This is a genomic window from Streptomyces sp. LHD-70 (assembly GCF_031157275.1).
Lineage (GTDB): Bacteria > Actinomycetota > Actinomycetes > Streptomycetales > Streptomycetaceae > Streptomyces.
This window is the reverse complement of the sequence record NZ_JAVIFW010000046.1, coordinates 1-15,861: the sequence shown is the minus strand read 5'-3', so window position 1 is coordinate 15,861 and position 15,861 is coordinate 1. Positions and strand designations below refer to the sequence as shown.

Genomic DNA, 15,861 nt, shown 5'->3' with positions numbered 1-15,861 from the left:
GGGGCCACACGTTCCCACAGGTCATCAGGCACAAGATCAGCAGACACCCAACAGATCCTGTCGAGGCCACACCCAACTGCCAAGCCCCACAACGAACTTCATTCTGAAACGATCAGTTACTGGGAGGGTCGGTACACCGAACTCGGCGCCCTGCTCGGTGCGTTACTGCCCGAGGCCCGAGCCCGCTACGACGCTGCCGGCACCGGCGACAAGGAGGCCGCTGCCGGCGTTCTGGCCGACGTCTTCCAGACCGCGGGCATGGCGGCGAACGTCTGGGGCTCGCGGGACCTCGCTTACGCCGCGCTCACCTACGGACGCCAGATCGCCGTCCAGGCCGGTGACGACCTGCGCGACGCCCACCTCGCCACCACCGCCTGGGTGAACCTCCGAGACGGACGGACCGCCCAGAGCTATGCACTGGCCGTCGCTCAGGCGGATCGGATCGAGCCGAAGATGTCGGAGCACGACCCGGACCGGCTGTCGGTCTACGGGCAGTTGGTCACCAACGCCGCCGTGGCAGCCTCCCGGGGCGGGGCTTCCCCGGACACCGCCCACGAGTACCTGTCCCAGGCACACGCCGTTGGCGCCCGGCTCGGCACCGAGCACGCCCGCGGACAACACGCTCAGCCGTATGGCCCGCTCTACGCCGCCACACAGGCCATGAGCATCGCCGTCGCTCTCGGCGACACGGGCGGCGCACTGAAGCTCATGGACACGGTCCGCCTCGACGACACCGTGCCTCTCGCCACCCGCGCCCGCTACGGTCTGGACGTCGCCCTGACCCATGTGGAATGCCGTCGGTGGGAGCAGGCGGCCAGCACTCTCGAAGCCGTCTGTGCCATGGCGCCCGGGTGGGTGCGGCACCAGATGCTTCCCGGCGTGATCATCTCCCGCCTCGCTCATTCGGGACGAAGATCCCGTGGGTTCAAATCCCGCCACCCCGAAGTGAAGTACCAGGGCACGGGGCGTTTTGGGAGCCGTGGGGAGCCGGCCCCTGAGGCGCGGTCAGCGTGAGCCGCCGATGACGAGCGGTGATCGGCTCCGTAGAACGTTCGGCATCGTCCGCGGACGGCCCAGGCCCGGGATAACCGATCCCCGGCCTGGGCCGTCCGTTTCCGGGACCGCGCTCTTAGCCGACGTCAGGGAGCGGCTGAGGCGTTATCGGCGGGTGCCCCTGGAGGCTGCTGCCGAGGTGCGGCTGTCCGTCGGTCGACAGCAGATAGGACGTCGGGGTCAGGCTGCGTGCTCCGGTGACCGTGAGGGTGATGTCCGAACCGAGGAGCGTGGTGAGCGCGCCGCTCTCGCCGTCCTCGCCCAGCGCCGCGACGGTCAGGTCCTTCCGGCCGTCACCGTTGAGGTCGCTGAGCAGCAGCCGGGAGCCGAAACCGTCGCCGGCCTCGTTCTCGCCGGGGACGCCCTCGGTGCCCTGGTCGAATACCTGGCGGTTGGTCGTAGTGAGCCCGATGGAGCCGCCGTACATGACGGTCACGTGCCCGGCGTCGGCGACGGTGTCGGCGTCGGTGTCCTCGTTGGGGTCACCGACGGCGAGGTCGTCGTGGCCGTCGCCATTGATGTCACCCGCGGCGAGTCCGGCGCCGTACTGGTCGTACAGGTCGCCGTCGCCCGGTGTGTCGAAGTCGTCCTGGGTGAGGGTGTACCTCTCGACGTCGTCCACCGTCCAGGTGGGGTCGGTCTGGGAGACGGGGCGGCCCGGGACGTAGGTGATCTCGCCACCGTGCTCGCCCTCACGGCCGAGGACGATGTCCCCGTAGCCGTCGTTGTCGAAGTCCCCGAAGACCGAGGAGTAGCCACCGCGGTAGCCGACCTGCATGGGCGACGGGTTGAGGCCCAGCGTGCTTGCGTCACCCCCGCTTCGATAGAGCTGGGAGTGGTTGAACAGCAGGTCGTCCGCGCCGTCGCCGGTGACGTCACCGGACGTGAGGGCGACGACCTCGCCTCCCCAGGCATTCAGGTTGCCCAGCGGGTAAGTACCGCTGTCGGCACCGTCGTTGGCGATGCCGCCTGCGTACAGCCAGGCTTGGGCCGAGGTGTTGCCGGCGGCCAGGTCGTCCTTGCCGTCGCCGTTGAAGTCACCCGCGGCGAGGGTCCGCCCGTGGGCGTCCTGATCGGCGCTCGTGGGATCGGCGAGTCTGGCGCTGCCCCGCAGGCCGTCCGGGGAGCCCCACAGGATCTGGACGATGCCGGCGTCCTGATCGTCACCGACGTCCTCGCCCGGGGCACCGGTGGCGAGATCAGCGAAGCCGTCATTGTTGAAGTCGGCGATGGCCACGGAGAATCCGAAGTGGTCACCGGCCGACGCCTGCCCACCGACGCCTTTGGAGTTCTGGGTGAACGTGACCCGCTCGGCCTGATCGGCGCCCGCGCCCGCCGCGGAGCCGTACGCGACGGTGACGGCCCCGGCGCCCGCCAGGCCGTCGACCGTGGCGTCGGGGGCGGAGGCGGCGAGGTCGACGTAGCCGTCGCCGTTGAAGTCCCCGTCGCGGCCGGACACCGCGGCACGATCGCCGGTCGCCGCGAAGGCGCTGCCCGCGAGAGCGGGGACCAGCAGGCCGCCCGTCAGGGCAGCGAGAGCGATGGCAGTTGCCATGCGGGTGTTACGTCTCGACGAGGGCTGTCTTCCCTCTTCAAATGTCACGCGATATCTCCCGATGTGAAAACGCGACGACCCCCGGTCGGGGATCCGTGAACCTGGCGTGGGGGGAGAACGAACGTCAATCGTGGGGGGAGAGAACGAACGTCACTACAGACGGCCGTCCGGCCGCTGCCGATCATGACTGAGTCGGCGCGCAACAATAACCGGTCTCGCCGACACTCATGCCCCAGACGTCACGCGCGTTCATCAGGGAACTGTCGGTTGGCCACGTCGAGTTCAGACGTCGGCACCTGGAGACAGGTCGGATCGCGGCGATGCACGAAGAGCCGATGTCAGTGGGCCCACGTAGCTTTCGGTTGACCGTCCGGCCGGGCGGCGAGGAGGGGTGGGACATGGAGTGGGTCGGGGACGCGCGGCTGGCAGCCGGGCCTGAAGCCGCCTGGTACTTGGAGACGGCGTTCACGCCCGGTGCTCACCTGGGGACGGTGTACGACGACCCGACAACACCCGTCGTCGTGACGAGCATCGAGGAGGTGACGAGCTTCCGTGTACCCAGCGGCCGCCTTGTGGTCGATGCGCCGTGGGACGACGACGACACCTGGCGCTATGAGCGTGGGTTGCCGACGAGACCACCGCGGGAGCTGGCGGCGCGCATTCCCTCGGGCGTCTACCGAGTGGAGCTCGCGTGGACGGCAGGACCGTACGAGTTCTTCGGTGAACGCTTCGATGGCGTCGAGTGCGCGGCGACCCGGTTGCGCATCAGTGATGCCCCGGTGGTCGGGTGGGAGATGGGCCTGGGTGTCGGCGAGGACATCGAGCAGCTACCGCCGGGCGAGCATCCCCGGTTCGGCGCGGACCATAATGTCGGCTGCTTCGCCGACGCCGGCGCGTGGACGACGTTGTCCGCACCATTTCGCACATGCGTGGATGGCCGCTGGCAGCCGCGTGACAGCGGACAGCTTCCGGACGGGTGCGAGCGGATCAGCGACGAGTCACAGCAAGCCGATCTGGTGACGTTCACGGCGCAGTCAGGCGGCGTCGTCTGGCTGGGGCGAACCGAGACCGGCGACGTGGCCGCGATCGTCGTCACCAGCGGCATGGCCGGCGCCAAAGCATGATGCCGCTGCCTTGAAGCAGACCGGGTCCTACCCCCGTGACCACCGACCCGCGGGCGACCCAGCGCTTGCTGCAGCAACGACTCTTTCTGCCCACCACCACCAGAGTCTCTGACACAGGCCAGTGAGGGCCGATCGGCTCCTAGTGAGCGGCATTCTCACCGCCGCGGGCCACAACGTGGCGGCCGGCGCGGGCAGTTGAGGGCTCGCCGACCCCTCTTCAGCGAGCGCGGCGTTGCCCGCGCATTGAGCGCCCTCCCCCGGGCCGTCTCCGGGTCGTGGAAGGGCGCTCAATGATGAGCAAGTCGACAACTGCTGTGAGCTCGCCGCAGATCACGACGTCGATCGATTACGTGACCGCGACGGGGCGCGCCCGGGCTGGTGCCGGGCCCGCGTCGGGGTCAGGCCTTGCTGAGTGTGACCTCGGTGCTTTGGTAGCCGGTGTCCACGGACGCCGGGTAGTCGCGGTCGTTCGCCCTCCCTATGCCGCTCAGGGTGGCGGTGCCGGGCCGGAAGGTGGAGTCGGGTTCGGCGCCGGTGAAGGAGACGGACCACGGGACCGGTGCACCGGGGGTGCAGGTGACGGTCTTGTTCTCGTAGTAGCCGACGGGCGTGCCCTGCTTCTGCGTCTGGACAACGCGGCCGTTGAGGGTGATGGACGCAGGCTTGTTGCAGGTCACCTTGCCGCCGACCGTGATCTGACCGGTGCGGGTGTCGATTGTGCCCGCCTCGTCGAGGTCCAGGCCGACGACGAGCTCAGCGGGCGGCTCGGGCATGCGGGCGTGGACCTCACCGCGCACGGGCAGCGTGGAGCCGTTGCAGTACTGCTCGAAGGTGGCGTCGACTTCGCGTACGTAGCCCTGGGGGCCGTAGGCGATGTGGGTGATGGTGAAGGAGCCGGTGCTGGTGCTGCACCACCGGTCGGTCTCTCCGAACTCCAGCTTGGGGTCGTCCGGTTGGGCATCGGGCCAGCGCGAGGCGCCGGTGTAGGTGGTGCCCGCGATCAGCTTCTGGCCGTAGGGAGCCTCCATGTGGAGGGACCAGCGCTTGCCTTCGGGCGTGACGACCGTGACGCCGACGGCGCTCTCGCTGGTGGGCCCCGACACGTCGAACATCTCGACCGCCCCGGCCGCGTACGCGTGGGACTGGCCGCCGGACACGTACTCGCCCTGCTCACCGCTGAAGCTGAGCGTTCCCGACACCGCCTCGTGCGCCTGTGCCGCGCCCGTGAACGGGGCCGCCGTCACCGCCAGAGCCAGTGCCGTGGAGAGGACGGCTCCGGCCCGGGCCAGGCGTCCCAGCACGCTGCTTCTCATCAAGCTTCTCCTCTGAGGGGAGTGATTCCGGTCCGTGGACCCGGACTGGGTCACACGCGCGTCACCGAACTCCAGCCGGCGTTCAACTGGACGGGGGGCGGCCTGACTTCTCCTCAGCGACGCCCCGGGAAACTAACAGCCGCCACTGACAACGCCGCACCCTCCTCGACAGGGGAGCACCTGGGCCTCCGCCTCCGCCTGCGCCCAGGCCACCCGACGGGGGCCTCGGGCGGCGCACCGCAGCGCACCGGATCGGCAACAGAGCGGGCGGTCAACAGCAGTTGGGGCCGGTCCGGGCTACGGCGCTCACGCTCCGTGCCGGGTGTCGATCTCGGTGATGAGGGCCTCGATACGGGTCTTGATCTCGTCGCGGATCGGGCGGACGGAGTCGACGCCCTTGCCCGCGGGGTCTTCGAGGGCCCAGTCGAGGTACTTCTTGCCGGGGAAGATCGGGCAGGCGTCGCCGCAGCCCATGGTGATGACGTAGTCGGACGCCTGGACGGCCTCGGTGGTGAGGACCTTGGGCTGGGCGTCGGCGATGTCGACGCCGAGTTCCTTCATGGCCTCGACGGCGGACGGGTTGACCTGGTCGCCCGGGATCGAGCCGGCGGAGCGCACCTCGATGCGGTCGCCCGCGAGGTGGCTGAGGAAGCCGGCGGCCATCTGGGAGCGTCCGGCGTTGTGGACGCAGACGAACAGGACCGAGGCGAGCGGAGCGGCGGGCATGCGTTCTTCCTTCATGCGGGGTTCAACGGACGTAGGCGGCGGCGGAGACGTGACCCGGCCGAGTACGTGTCCGGCGGCCAGTCGTCCGGCGGCCAGGAGGGGCCCTACGCATCAGGCCGCGTTGGCATCAGCCGTGAATGATGTGACAGTATCAGCCCATGATGACGTCAGTCGATGCTGACCTGATCCGAGTCCTCGCCGACCCGCTCAGGCTGCAGATCGTGACCCTGCTCGCGCGCGAGACGCTGTGCACCACCCACCTCGTGGAGGAGACCGGCGCCCGGCAGACCAACCTCTCCAACCATCTGAGAGTGCTGCGTGAGGCCGGGGTCGTGGAGACCGAGCCGTGCGGGCGCTTCACCTACTACCGGCTCCGCCCGGACGTCATCGCCTCGCTCGCCGGCCAGTTCGCCGAGCTGGCCGAGACCGCCCGTACCGCCGCCGACAACAAGAGGGCCTGCCCGTGACCCGCACCGAAGCATCCGCCCCCACGACGGCCGAGGAGTCCTCGGTCGTCGCGAAGCTGTCGACGCTCGACCGCTTCCTCGCCGTGTGGATCCTGCTCGCCATGGCCGTCGGCCTCGGTCTCGGCCGTCTGATCCCCGGTATGGGCGACGCGCTGGCCAAGGTGGAGATCGGCGGCATCTCCCTGCCGATCGCGCTCGGCCTGCTCGTGATGATGTACCCGGTGCTCGCGAAGGTCCGCTACGACCGGCTCGACGCCGTGACCGGCGACCGCAAGCTCATGGTCTCGTCGCTGGTGATCAACTGGATCCTGGGCCCGGCCGTGATGTTCGCGCTCGCCTGGATCTTCCTGCCGGACCTGCCCGAGTACCGCACGGGCCTGATCATCGTCGGCCTCGCCCGCTGCATCGCCATGGTGATCATCTGGAACGACCTGGCCTGCGGCGACCGCGAGGCCGCCGCCGTCCTCGTCGCCCTCAACTCGGTCTTCCAGGTCATCGCGTTCGGCCTGCTCGGCTGGTTCTACCTCGACCTGCTGCCCGGCTGGCTGGGCCTCGGCAACGGCGAGCAGCTCGACATCTCGATGTGGCAGATCGCGCTCAACGTCGTCATCTTCCTCGGGATCCCGCTCGCCGCCGGGTTCCTGACCCGCCGCATCGGCGAGAAGAGGATGGGCCGCGAGTCCTACGAGTCCAACTTCCTGCCGAAGATCGGCCCTTGGGCCCTGTACGGCCTGCTGTTCACGATCGTCATCCTCTTCGCCCTGCAAGGGAAGACGATCACCTCGCAACCGGTCGACGTCATCCGCATCGCCCTGCCGCTCCTTGTGTACTTCGCGGTCATGTTCTTCGGCACGTTCCTGCTTGGCAAGGTCATCGGCCTCTCGTACGAGCGCACCACGACGCTCGCGTTCACCGCGGCGGGCAACAACTTCGAGCTGGCCATCGCCGTCGCCATCGCCACCTTCGGCGTCACGTCCGGCCAGGCCCTGTCCGGCGTCGTCGGGCCTCTCATCGAGGTGCCGGTCCTGGTCGCCCTCGTTTACGTGGCGCTGGCCTGGCGGAAGAATTTCGCCGCCCGATGACGTAGCGCACCCCGATGTGGTGGTAACCGGCGGCGGCCAGGCAGGGCTCGCCGCCGGTTGCCGTCTGCGCCGCCACCCCCGTACGAACGCCGCTACGAACTTCCCCTCGTACGTTCGGCGTTGGTGCGCGGCGTGCGTCGTGACAAGTCGTGGTGCGTGCGTGGCGGCAACTCCGGCGCTCAGATCGCCGCCGATCTCGCGTGCGACACCGAACTGACCTGCCCACGCTCGCGTCGCCTCTGCTACGGCACGACCGCGGCGCCGATCGCTTTCATACGGCGGAACGCAGGGTCAGCAGCCTGCCCATGGCCGCGAGGACGGACGGCTCGACCCGGTAGTACACCCAGGTGCCTCGCCGCTCGGAGGTCAGCAGGCCGGCTTCCTTGAGCTTCTTCAGGTGGTGGGAGACGGTCGGCTGCGAGACGCCCACGTCGGAGATGTCGCAGACGCAGGCCTCCCCGCCCTCGTGCGAGGCGACGAGCGAGAACAGGCGCAGCCGCACCGGGTCGCCGAGCGCCTTGAACATGCGGGCCGCGGTATCCGCCTCCTCGGCGGAGAACGGCCGCTCGGTCAGCGGCGGGCAGCACGGTGCGGCGTCCTGGCCGACCGGCTCGAGCAGCGGCAACGCCTTCGCATTCGACATACGTCTATGTTGACACACGTCGATTCGATGCATGTCTATGTTGACGTTCGTCGAAGCAGGTGCCATGCTGGCGGCACAACCCATCGATAGTTATCGAAACAAGCACCTTAAAACAGCCGCAGCAACCAGCTAGGAGTCGCCGTGAACGCGCCCGCCACCGCCGAGCTGCCTGTCGTAGTCATCGGGGCCGGTCCCATCGGACTGGCCGCCGCCGCCCACCTCGTCGAGCACGGCGTCGAGCCGCTCGTCCTCGAAGCCGGGTCCCGCGCCGGTGCGGCCGTGCGCGAGTGGGCTCACGTGCGGCTCTTCTCCACCTGGGGCGAGGTCGTCGACCCGGCCGCCGAGAAGCTCCTCGCGCCCACCGGCTGGATCCGCCCTGACGCCGCGGCCTACCCCTCGGGCGGGGACTGGGCCGAGCAGTACCTGCAGCCGCTCGCCGACGCCCTCGGCGAGAAGGTGCACACCGGCGCCACCGTCACCGGAGTCTCCCGCTCCGGCCGGGACCGGATCGTCGACGCCGACCGCGAGGCGCAGCCCTTCGTCGTCCACGTCGCCCACGCCGACGGCCGCGAGGAGCGGTTCTTCGCCCGCGCCGTCATCGACGCATCCGGCACCTGGGCCACCCCCTCCCCGGCGGGCGGCAGCGGTCTGCCCGCCCTCGGCGAGAGTGCGGCGGCCGACCGGATCAGCTACCGCGTCCCCGACCTCAACGACCCTGCCGTACGGGCCCGTTACGCGGGCAAGCGCACCGCCGTCATCGGGTCCGGCGCCTCCGCCTTCACCGCCCTCGCCTACCTCGCAGCCCTGGCCGAGTCCGACGACGGTGCGGGCACCAAGGGCCTGTGGATCCTTCGGCGCGGCATCAGCGGCTCCACGTTCGGCGGCGGCGAGAGCGACCAGCTGCCCGCTCGCGGCGCCCTGGGCCTGGCCGCGAAGGCCGCGGTCGACGACGGTCACGCCGAGGCGGTCACCGGCTTCCGCACCGGGGCCGTCGAGCGGGACGGTGACGGCCGTCCGGTTCTGGTCGCCGAGGACGGCCGGCGCCTCGAACCGGTCGACGAGGTCATCGTGCTGACCGGCTACCGCCCCGACCTCACCTTCCTGTCCGAGATCCGCCTGAACCTCGACGAGCGCCTCCAGGCCCCGGTCGAACTCGCCCCGCTGATCGACCCCAACCAGCACTCCTGCGGCACCGTGTACCCCCACGGCCACCGCGAGCTGTCCCACCCCGAACAGGGCGTCTACCTGGTCGGCATGAAGTCCTACGGCCGGGCCCCCACCTTCCTCGCCATGACCGGGTACGAGCAGGTCCGCTCGGTCGTCGCCGCCGTCTCCGGCGACACCGACTCCGCCGACCGCGTCGAACTCACCCTCCCGGAGACCGGGGTGTGCGGCGGCGCGGGCCTCTTCGACACCCCCGGCGCCGATCAGGAGCAGGCGGGCGGCTGCTGCACCCCGGACCCGGCCCCCGACCTGATCCAGCTCGGCGCCCCCGGCACCGCCCAGGCCGCCTCCGCCTCCGTCTCCGTCTCCGGAGGCTGCTGACGCGAACGCCGACCCGAACGCCGACCGAACGCCGACCCGAACCACCCGCGCGCCATCGACCACCACCACGACCACGACCACGACCACGACAGGAGGAACACCATGTCCCGCGTCCAACTGGCTCTGCGCGTGCCCGACCTCGAAGCCTCGATCGCCTTCTACGGCAAGCTGTTCAACGCCGAACCGGCCAAACTCCGCGACGGGTACGCCAACTTCGCCCTCACCGAACCCCCGCTCAAGCTCGTCCTCATCCAGGGCGAGCCCGGGCAGGACACACACATGGACCACCTCGGCGTCGAAGTCACGTCCACCGAAGCCGTTCACACGGCCACCACCCGCCTCGCCGACCGAGGGCTCGACACCACGGTGGAGAACGACACCACCTGCTGCTACGCCCTCCAGGACAAGGTCTGGGTCCACGGCCCCGGCAAGGAACCCTGGGAGGTCTACGTCGTCAAGGCCGACGCCGACACCCTCACCAAGCAACCTCGGAGCGCCTGTTGCGCCGAGGAGCCCGCAGCGCCGGAGGCCAGCGGCTGTTGCTGAGGAGCCACACGAGGGTGTCTCGTAGGCGGTGCTCCGGCCTGCGTCAGGCGGGGTGGCCGACCAGCAGACCGGCGGGTTTGCTGAGGCGTTGACGTTCAGGTCTCGGTCGCGGCGGCAGCCGGGTCGACGCGCTGATCGCCGTCGCAGCAGGCGCCGTTGACGATCTCGACGGCTGGAGGGCGTCCAGGCACAGGTTGCCCCGCCCCCGTACTCCACTCACCTGCTGGTCCCGCGCGCCACCGCCGCCGCGTCCCGTCTGAACGCCCACTCCATCTTCGGTTCCATGGCCCAGCGGAACATGCGCTGGACCGGTGGGGTGCACAGGGCTGTGATGAGGGTGCCTGCGAAGAGGGTGAGGGCGATCGCGCCGAGGGGGGTGTGGACCCAGTCCACCTCGTACCAGTCCCAGAAGCGGGAGCCCTTGGCGAGGAAGCCGTGCAGGAGGTAGCCGTACAGCGTGCCCGCGCCGAGCGCCGTGACCCACAGGTGGCGGCCCGGGACCCAGGCGAAGAAGCAGGCGACCAGGATCAGCGAGCAGGCGAACATGCCGAGGGTCATCGGGAGTCCGACCCAGCCGGGGACGCCGAGTTCCTGGGCGCTGTCGCGGCGGTAGAACCAGGCGGCGTTCATGCGGGGGGCCGCCCAGTACGCGAAGACGAGTGCCGAGGCCATGACCGGCAGGGCCAGGATGCGGGCCTCGCGGCGGCGGACCAGGCGGAAGTGCTCGGGCTTCAGGCACAGGCCGAGGACGAAGAACGGCAGGAACTGCAGGACGCGTTGGAGGTCCAGGTCGTCGCCGATGTCCGGCGAGACCGACGCCAGTACCGCGATCGCCAGAGCCAACGGCAGCGGCCAGCGGACGAGTTTCCACAGGGGTGTGGTCAGGCGCCAGATGAACAGGGCCGCGAGGAACCACACCAGGTACCAGGGGTCGAGCAGGCTGATCGGGTGGGTCGGGTCGTCGTTGGCCCAGCGCTTGAAGAGCGAGTACGCGACCTCGAAGAGGACGTACGGAACGGCGATCCCGGTGACCAGGCGCTTCAGGCGGTTCGGGCTCGCGTCGAAGCTGCGTGAGAAGTAGCCGGAGATGATGATGAACGCCGGCATGTGGAAGGTGTAGACGGCGATGTAGAGCGCGGCGGCGGCACGGCTGTCGGCGCGCAGCGGCTCCCAGGCATGGCCCATCGCGACCAGGACGATCGCGAGGTACTTCGCGTTGTCGAAAAACGCGTCCCGCTGCTTGCCGGGCTTCCGTGCCGGAGCGTGGTCGGCCGCTGTGGCCGCGGCTCTTCGGGGCGTCTCGCTCGCCGGTGTCGTACGGGCCGGTGTCGTACGGGCCGGAGGCAGGGGCGCTCCGGCACGGTCGAATGTGCGCGGCATCCCACTCATGGGTCTCCCGGAGGCAACCCGGAGCGGTGAACCTGCGTCTTGATGGAATTGGGGGTGGGATTCGGCGCGAGACATCCCCGGCACCTTAGCCAGCGGCGCCAACTGCCGTACATCCTGGGCGCGTGTGGGTTTCGACACGCATGTAGAAGTGATGTGGAACCACCCCCCGGGCTCGGCCCGGGGGCTTGCAGGTGCAGGGGCTCAGGCGATGGCGGGGGTCGGGCCGACCAGTTCGGACAGCACGTCCTCCATGGTCACGAATCCGAGGATGGTGCCGCTCGCGCTGGTGACCGCCGCGAGGTGGCTGCCGGCCGCCCGGAGCGCGGTGAGGGTGTCGTCAAGGGGGGTGTCGATGCGTACCCGCGTGACGGGGTGCAGGGACGTGCGCGGGAAGGGCTGGTCGCGGTCGGTCATGCCGAGGGTGTCCTTGATGTGCAGGTAGCCGAGCAAGGCGCCCTTGGGGCCGGTGACCGGGAAGCGGGAGAAACCGGCCTGCGCCGCCACCTGTTCGAGGCGGGCCGGGGTGATGGTGTGGTCGACGGTGCGCATGCCGCCCGCCGGGACGAGGATCTCGCCGACCGGGCGCGTGCCCAGCTCCAACGCGTCCCGGAGGCGTTCGCCGTCCTCTGGTGCGAGCAGCCCGGCCGCCCTGGAGTCCTCGACCAGGCGGGCGAGTTGGTCGTCGGTGAAGACCGCCTCGACCTCGTCCCTCGGCTCGACCTTGAGCAGCTTCAGGAGGGTGTTGGCGAGGGCGTTGATGCCGAAGATCAGCGGCTTGAGCGCGCGGGTGAGGGCGACCAGGGGCGGGCCGAGGAGCAGCGCGGTGGGCACCGGGGCGGCGAGGGCGATGTTCTTCGGGACCATCTCGCCGATCAGCATGTGCAGATACGTGGCCAGGGTCAGGGCGATGACGAACGCGATCGGGTGCACCAGGCCGTGCGGCACGTGCGCGGCCTCGAAGCCGGGTTCCAGGAGGTGCGCGATGGCCGGTTCCGCGACGGCGCCGAGCACCAACGAGGACGCCGTGATGCCGAGTTGGGCGGTCGCCATCATCTGGGAGATGTGCTCGACGCCCCACAGGGTGATGCGCGCCCGGCGGTTGCCCTCCTTCGCTCGCGGCTCGATCTGGCTGCGGCGCACGGAGATCAGCGCGAACTCGGCGCCGACGAAGAACGCGTTGGTCAGCAGCGTCAGGGCGCCGATGAAGAGCTGCAGCGTGGTCATCGGACGGCTTCCTTCACGTGCGAATCGGGCTGCGGGACCCGCGCGCGGGTCGCGGCGGGCGCGGTGAGGTGGACCCGCTCGGCGCGGTGGTGGTCCACGTCGAGCACGTCAAGGCGCCAGCCCTCGACCAGGACGCGGTCGCCCTCGGCCGGTATCCGGGCGAGCCGCGTCGCGATCAGTCCGGCCACGGTCTCGTACGGGCCCTCGGGGACGGTCAGTCCGATGGCGGCGAGTTGGTCGGTGCGGACGCTGCCGTCCGCCTCCCAGGTGGGCCGGCCGTCCTGCGCGGGCGGGGCGGGCAGCAGGTCGGGGACCTCGACGGGGTCGTGCTCGTCGCGGACCTCGCCGACGACCTCCTCCACGATGTCCTCCACCGTGGCCACACCCGCCGTGCCGCCGTACTCGTCGATGACGATCGCCATGGTGCGCCTCTCGCGGAGCCGCCCCAGGAGGCGGTCCGCGGTGAGGCTGTCGGGGACCCGCAGCGGCTCACTGGCCAGGACGGTGACCTGGGTGACGGCCCGCTTCTCGGGGTCAAGGGCGAGGACGTCGCGTATGTGGACCGTCCCGATCACGTCGTCGAGGCTGTCGCGGTAGACGGGAAAGCGGGAAAGCCCGGTGGCGTGGCTGAGGTTGGCGGCGTCGGCCGCGGTGGCGTGCGCCTCCAGGGCGCAGACGTCGACGCGCGGCGTCATCACGTTCTCCGCGGTCAGCTCGGCGAGGTGCAGGGTGCGTACGAAGAGTTCCGCCGAGTCCTGCTCGATGGCGCCCTCGGCGGCCGAGTGCCGGGCCAGTGCCACGAGCTCCTCGGGGCTGCGGGCGGAGGCCAGCTCCTCGGCGGGCTCCAGGCCGAAGCGGCGTACGAAACGGTTCGCCGTGTTGTTGAGGTGCCGGATGAACGGCGCGAACGCGGCCGTGAAGCCGCGCTGCGGGGCCGCCACCACCTTCGCGACGGCCAGCGGCCGTGCGATGGCCCAGTTCTTCGGCACCAGCTCGCCGATCACCATCAGCAGGACCGTGGAGACGACCACGCCCAGGACGGTCGCCACCGACGGAGCGGCCGGGCCGAGGCCGACGGCCTCAAGCGGCCCGCGCAGCAGCGCGGCGAGCGACGGCTCGGCCAGCATGCCGATCACCAGGGACGTCACGGTGATGCCGAGCTGGGCACCGGACAGCTGGAAGGTAAGGCGACGGGCCGCCTTCAGGGCGCCGTCGGCTCCGCGCTCCCCCGCCTCGACGGCCCGCTGCAGCTCGCCGCGCTCGACGGTGGTCAGGGAGAACTCGGCCGCGACGAACACCGCGCACGCGAGCGTGAGGAGCAGGGCGAGCAGGAGGAGCAGGAACTCGGTCACCGTGCCACCCCCCGTCCCTCACGCATGCGGTGCGGGCAGGTCGTGGCACGGCTGGTACTGGGAGGCTCACCCATTGCGGGACCGTGGCTCCTTCTCGTACGCGGAACGGTGACGCGGTGGCGTGATGACGCGGTCGCGTGTTTCTACACCCACTGTAAAGGAACCGCAAAGAGCGGCTCCAGCCCTTGGCGGCGCCGACGCGTCGGGGCGCCGCTCCCGTTACAGCGGCGTCGCCGCGTGCAGCACGAAGAACAGCGTGACCGCCGAGTTCGCCGAGGACATCGCCGACAGCGCCGTACCGACCGCCGCCGTCCAGGTCGCGAGGCCCACCGCGGTCCAGACCGGCGGCCAGATCCGCTGGACGGGCGCGGGCCCGAGCAGCGCCGCGACTCTGCGCGGGACCGGCCCGGGCGAGGCGAAGGCGACCAGCGTCGGACCCGGCGTCCCCTGCGAGACCAGGGCCGCCTTGCCGATGGCGCGGGCCACGACCTTGCGGCTGCCCACCGCGCGGGCGGCCTCCTCGTCGGCCCAGCGCTCCGCCGCGTAGCAGACCGCCGTACGCAGCGGGCGCAGGAACGGATTGGTGCGGGCGGCCAGCTGCACGGCCAGCAGGTGCCGGTGATGACGTCCCTCGACATGCACCCGCTCGTGGGCGAACAGGGCCCGGCGCTCGGCGGAGTTCAGGCACGCCAGCATGCCCGTCGTCACGATGATCCGGCCGCCTCGCGAGGCCGCGCCCGGCAGCGCGTACGCGTACGGGGCTTCGTCCGGCAGGACCGCCACCGGCGAGTCCGGAAGACCGGACAGGGCGGCCCACGCCCTGCGGCGCACCCGCCGGTGGCGCCACAGCGTCCTGCCGCAGGCGGCGGCGACGAGCAGGAGGACGGGGATCGAGGCCCTGCCCGCGATCTCGTCGTACGGCACCGCCGCACGCACCTCAGGGTCCGACCAGCCGTCCGGCAGCGGATTGCCGGGCAGCTGCGCGGTACCGACGACGACCAGCAGCCCCAGACACAGCGTGCTGCACACGGCCATCAGCCCGGCCACCCACGCGAGCAGGCGGGTGGCGGTACGCGGATGCAGGTGCTGCTCGGCGAGTCGCGCGATGGGCCAGGCGGTCAGGGGCAGCACGAGCGGCAGGAATACGAAGATCCCCACGAGGCGTCAGTCCTCCGGTTCGTCGTCGGCCGCACTCAACAGGTCCCGCAGCAGCTGCTCGTCACTCGCGGGCAGAACCGTGAGGAAGCTGGCCAGGACCGCTTCCCGGTTCTTCTCCCCGTCGAGGACCTTGCGCATCCGCAGGGCCGCGAGCCCCGCCTCGTCGGCGGCGGGGGTCCAGACGAACGCGCGCCCCTCACGCCTGCGGGACACGGCCTCCTTGGCGAGGAGGCGGGTCAGGATGGTCATCACGGTGGTGTACGCGAGGTCGGCGCCGAGCCGCTCCTGCACCCAGCCGGCGGTCACCGGGCCCGGGGCCTGCCGCAGGGCCGACAGCACCTGTGCCTCCAGCTCCCCCTGCCCCCGCCGGGATCTCGGCTGCTCGCCCCGGCCGCCCCGATCACGGTGTGCCATACCTGCCTCCCTCCGGCCGTGCCGCCCCCGCGGCTCCACGCGGGCGGCGGCTCATCGTAAAGGCCCTGACACCAACCTACCCCCCTCTTCTACACTCCTGTAGATTCTAGATCCCGGGCCCTGGGACGGGGCCGGGAGTCATCACACAACTAGGAGGAGAGCAGTGGGAGTTTCCCTCGCCAAGGGCGGCAACGTATCCCTCAGCAAGGAAGCCCCGGGGCTGACCGCCGTCCTGGTCGGCCTGGGCTGGGACGTACGCACCACCACCGG

Annotated in this window: 16 protein-coding genes; 7 read left to right on the top strand and 9 right to left on the bottom strand. The window is 70.6% G+C overall.

The features are described 5' to 3' along the window. A partial coding sequence (locus RCO28_RS38975; RefSeq protein ID WP_308946149.1) for a hypothetical protein occupies positions 1 to 1,014 on the top strand: 1,014 nt, incomplete at its 5' end. Between the two features lie 115 nt (positions 1,015 to 1,129). On the opposite strand, the gene RCO28_RS38970 is transcribed toward RCO28_RS38975, so the two are convergent. Next, positions 1,130 to 2,608, bottom strand: a complete 1,479-nt coding sequence (locus RCO28_RS38970; RefSeq protein ID WP_308946148.1) for an FG-GAP repeat protein — start codon at positions 2,606 to 2,608, stop codon at positions 1,130 to 1,132. 398 nt (positions 2,609 to 3,006) lie between these two features. Between RCO28_RS38970 and RCO28_RS38965 the strand changes: the two genes are divergently transcribed. Continuing rightward, positions 3,007 to 3,732: a DUF4241 domain-containing protein gene (locus RCO28_RS38965; protein WP_308946147.1), complete on the top strand. Its 726-nt coding sequence runs from the start codon at positions 3,007 to 3,009 to the stop codon at positions 3,730 to 3,732. A 398-nt stretch (positions 3,733 to 4,130) separates the two neighbouring features. Here RCO28_RS38965 and RCO28_RS38960 read toward each other — a convergent pair whose 3' ends face one another. After that, on the bottom strand, positions 4,131 to 5,045 hold the full coding sequence (locus RCO28_RS38960) for a hypothetical protein (RefSeq protein WP_308946146.1): 915 nt from the start codon (positions 5,043 to 5,045) through the stop codon (positions 4,131 to 4,133). A gap of 306 nt (positions 5,046 to 5,351) precedes the next feature. Further along, positions 5,352 to 5,771: an arsenate reductase ArsC gene (locus RCO28_RS38955; RefSeq protein WP_308946145.1), complete on the bottom strand. Its 420-nt coding sequence runs from the start codon at positions 5,769 to 5,771 to the stop codon at positions 5,352 to 5,354. Positions 5,772 to 5,929: 158 nt separating this feature from the next. On the opposite strand from RCO28_RS38955, the gene RCO28_RS38950 reads away from it, so the two are divergent. Together RCO28_RS38950 and arsB are read left to right on the top strand one after the other, a co-directional pair. Beyond that, complete coding sequence (locus tag RCO28_RS38950; protein WP_308946144.1) at positions 5,930 to 6,238, top strand: metalloregulator ArsR/SmtB family transcription factor; 309 nt, start codon at positions 5,930 to 5,932, stop codon at positions 6,236 to 6,238. After that, positions 6,235 to 7,320 (top strand): ACR3 family arsenite efflux transporter, encoded by a 1,086-nt coding sequence (arsB, locus tag RCO28_RS38945; RefSeq protein WP_308946143.1) that lies wholly within the window; start codon positions 6,235 to 6,237, stop codon positions 7,318 to 7,320. The genes RCO28_RS38950 and arsB overlap by 4 nt, the downstream gene beginning before the upstream one ends. A 271-nt stretch (positions 7,321 to 7,591) precedes the next feature. Here the strand turns inward: arsB and RCO28_RS38940 are convergent, their stop codons facing one another. Next, a complete protein-coding gene (locus tag RCO28_RS38940) occupies positions 7,592 to 7,963 on the bottom strand; it encodes a metalloregulator ArsR/SmtB family transcription factor (protein ID WP_308946142.1) in 372 nt (123 codons plus the stop codon). Positions 7,964 to 8,104: 141 nt separating this feature from the next. On the opposite strand from RCO28_RS38940, the gene RCO28_RS38935 reads away from it, so the two are divergent. Further along, positions 8,105 to 9,508: an NAD(P)-binding domain-containing protein gene (locus tag RCO28_RS38935; RefSeq protein ID WP_308946141.1), complete on the top strand. Its 1,404-nt coding sequence runs from the start codon at positions 8,105 to 8,107 to the stop codon at positions 9,506 to 9,508. Between the two features lie 102 nt (positions 9,509 to 9,610). Then, a complete protein-coding gene (locus RCO28_RS38930; RefSeq protein WP_308946140.1) occupies positions 9,611 to 10,054 on the top strand; it encodes an ArsI/CadI family heavy metal resistance metalloenzyme in 444 nt (147 codons plus the stop codon). 216 nt (positions 10,055 to 10,270) lie between these two features. On the opposite strand, the gene RCO28_RS38925 is transcribed toward RCO28_RS38930, so the two are convergent. From RCO28_RS38925 to RCO28_RS38905, 5 genes are all read right to left on the bottom strand, one after another. Further along, positions 10,271 to 11,434 (bottom strand): acyltransferase family protein, encoded by a 1,164-nt coding sequence (locus tag RCO28_RS38925; protein ID WP_308946139.1) that lies wholly within the window; start codon positions 11,432 to 11,434, stop codon positions 10,271 to 10,273. A gap of 210 nt (positions 11,435 to 11,644) precedes the next feature. Next, positions 11,645 to 12,667, bottom strand: coding sequence for a hemolysin family protein (locus RCO28_RS38920; protein ID WP_308946138.1), 1,023 nt, complete (start codon positions 12,665 to 12,667; stop codon positions 11,645 to 11,647). Further along, positions 12,664 to 14,019, bottom strand: a complete 1,356-nt coding sequence (locus tag RCO28_RS38915) for a hemolysin family protein (RefSeq protein ID WP_308946137.1) — start codon at positions 14,017 to 14,019, stop codon at positions 12,664 to 12,666. Before RCO28_RS38915 ends, RCO28_RS38920 begins: the two co-directional genes overlap by 4 nt. Positions 14,020 to 14,238: 219 nt before the next feature. Continuing rightward, positions 14,239 to 15,177 carry a M56 family metallopeptidase gene (locus RCO28_RS38910; protein WP_308946136.1) on the bottom strand — a complete coding sequence of 313 codons (939 nt, stop codon included), beginning with the start codon at positions 15,175 to 15,177 and terminating at the stop codon, positions 14,239 to 14,241. Positions 15,178 to 15,183: 6 nt separating this feature from the next. Next, positions 15,184 to 15,591, bottom strand: coding sequence for a BlaI/MecI/CopY family transcriptional regulator (locus RCO28_RS38905; RefSeq protein WP_308946135.1), 408 nt, complete (start codon positions 15,589 to 15,591; stop codon positions 15,184 to 15,186). Positions 15,592 to 15,754: 163 nt separating this feature from the next. On the opposite strand from RCO28_RS38905, the gene RCO28_RS38900 reads away from it, so the two are divergent. Beyond that, positions 15,755 to 15,861 (top strand): TerD family protein (locus RCO28_RS38900; RefSeq protein ID WP_308946150.1); only part of this gene is annotated, 107 nt, incomplete at its 3' end.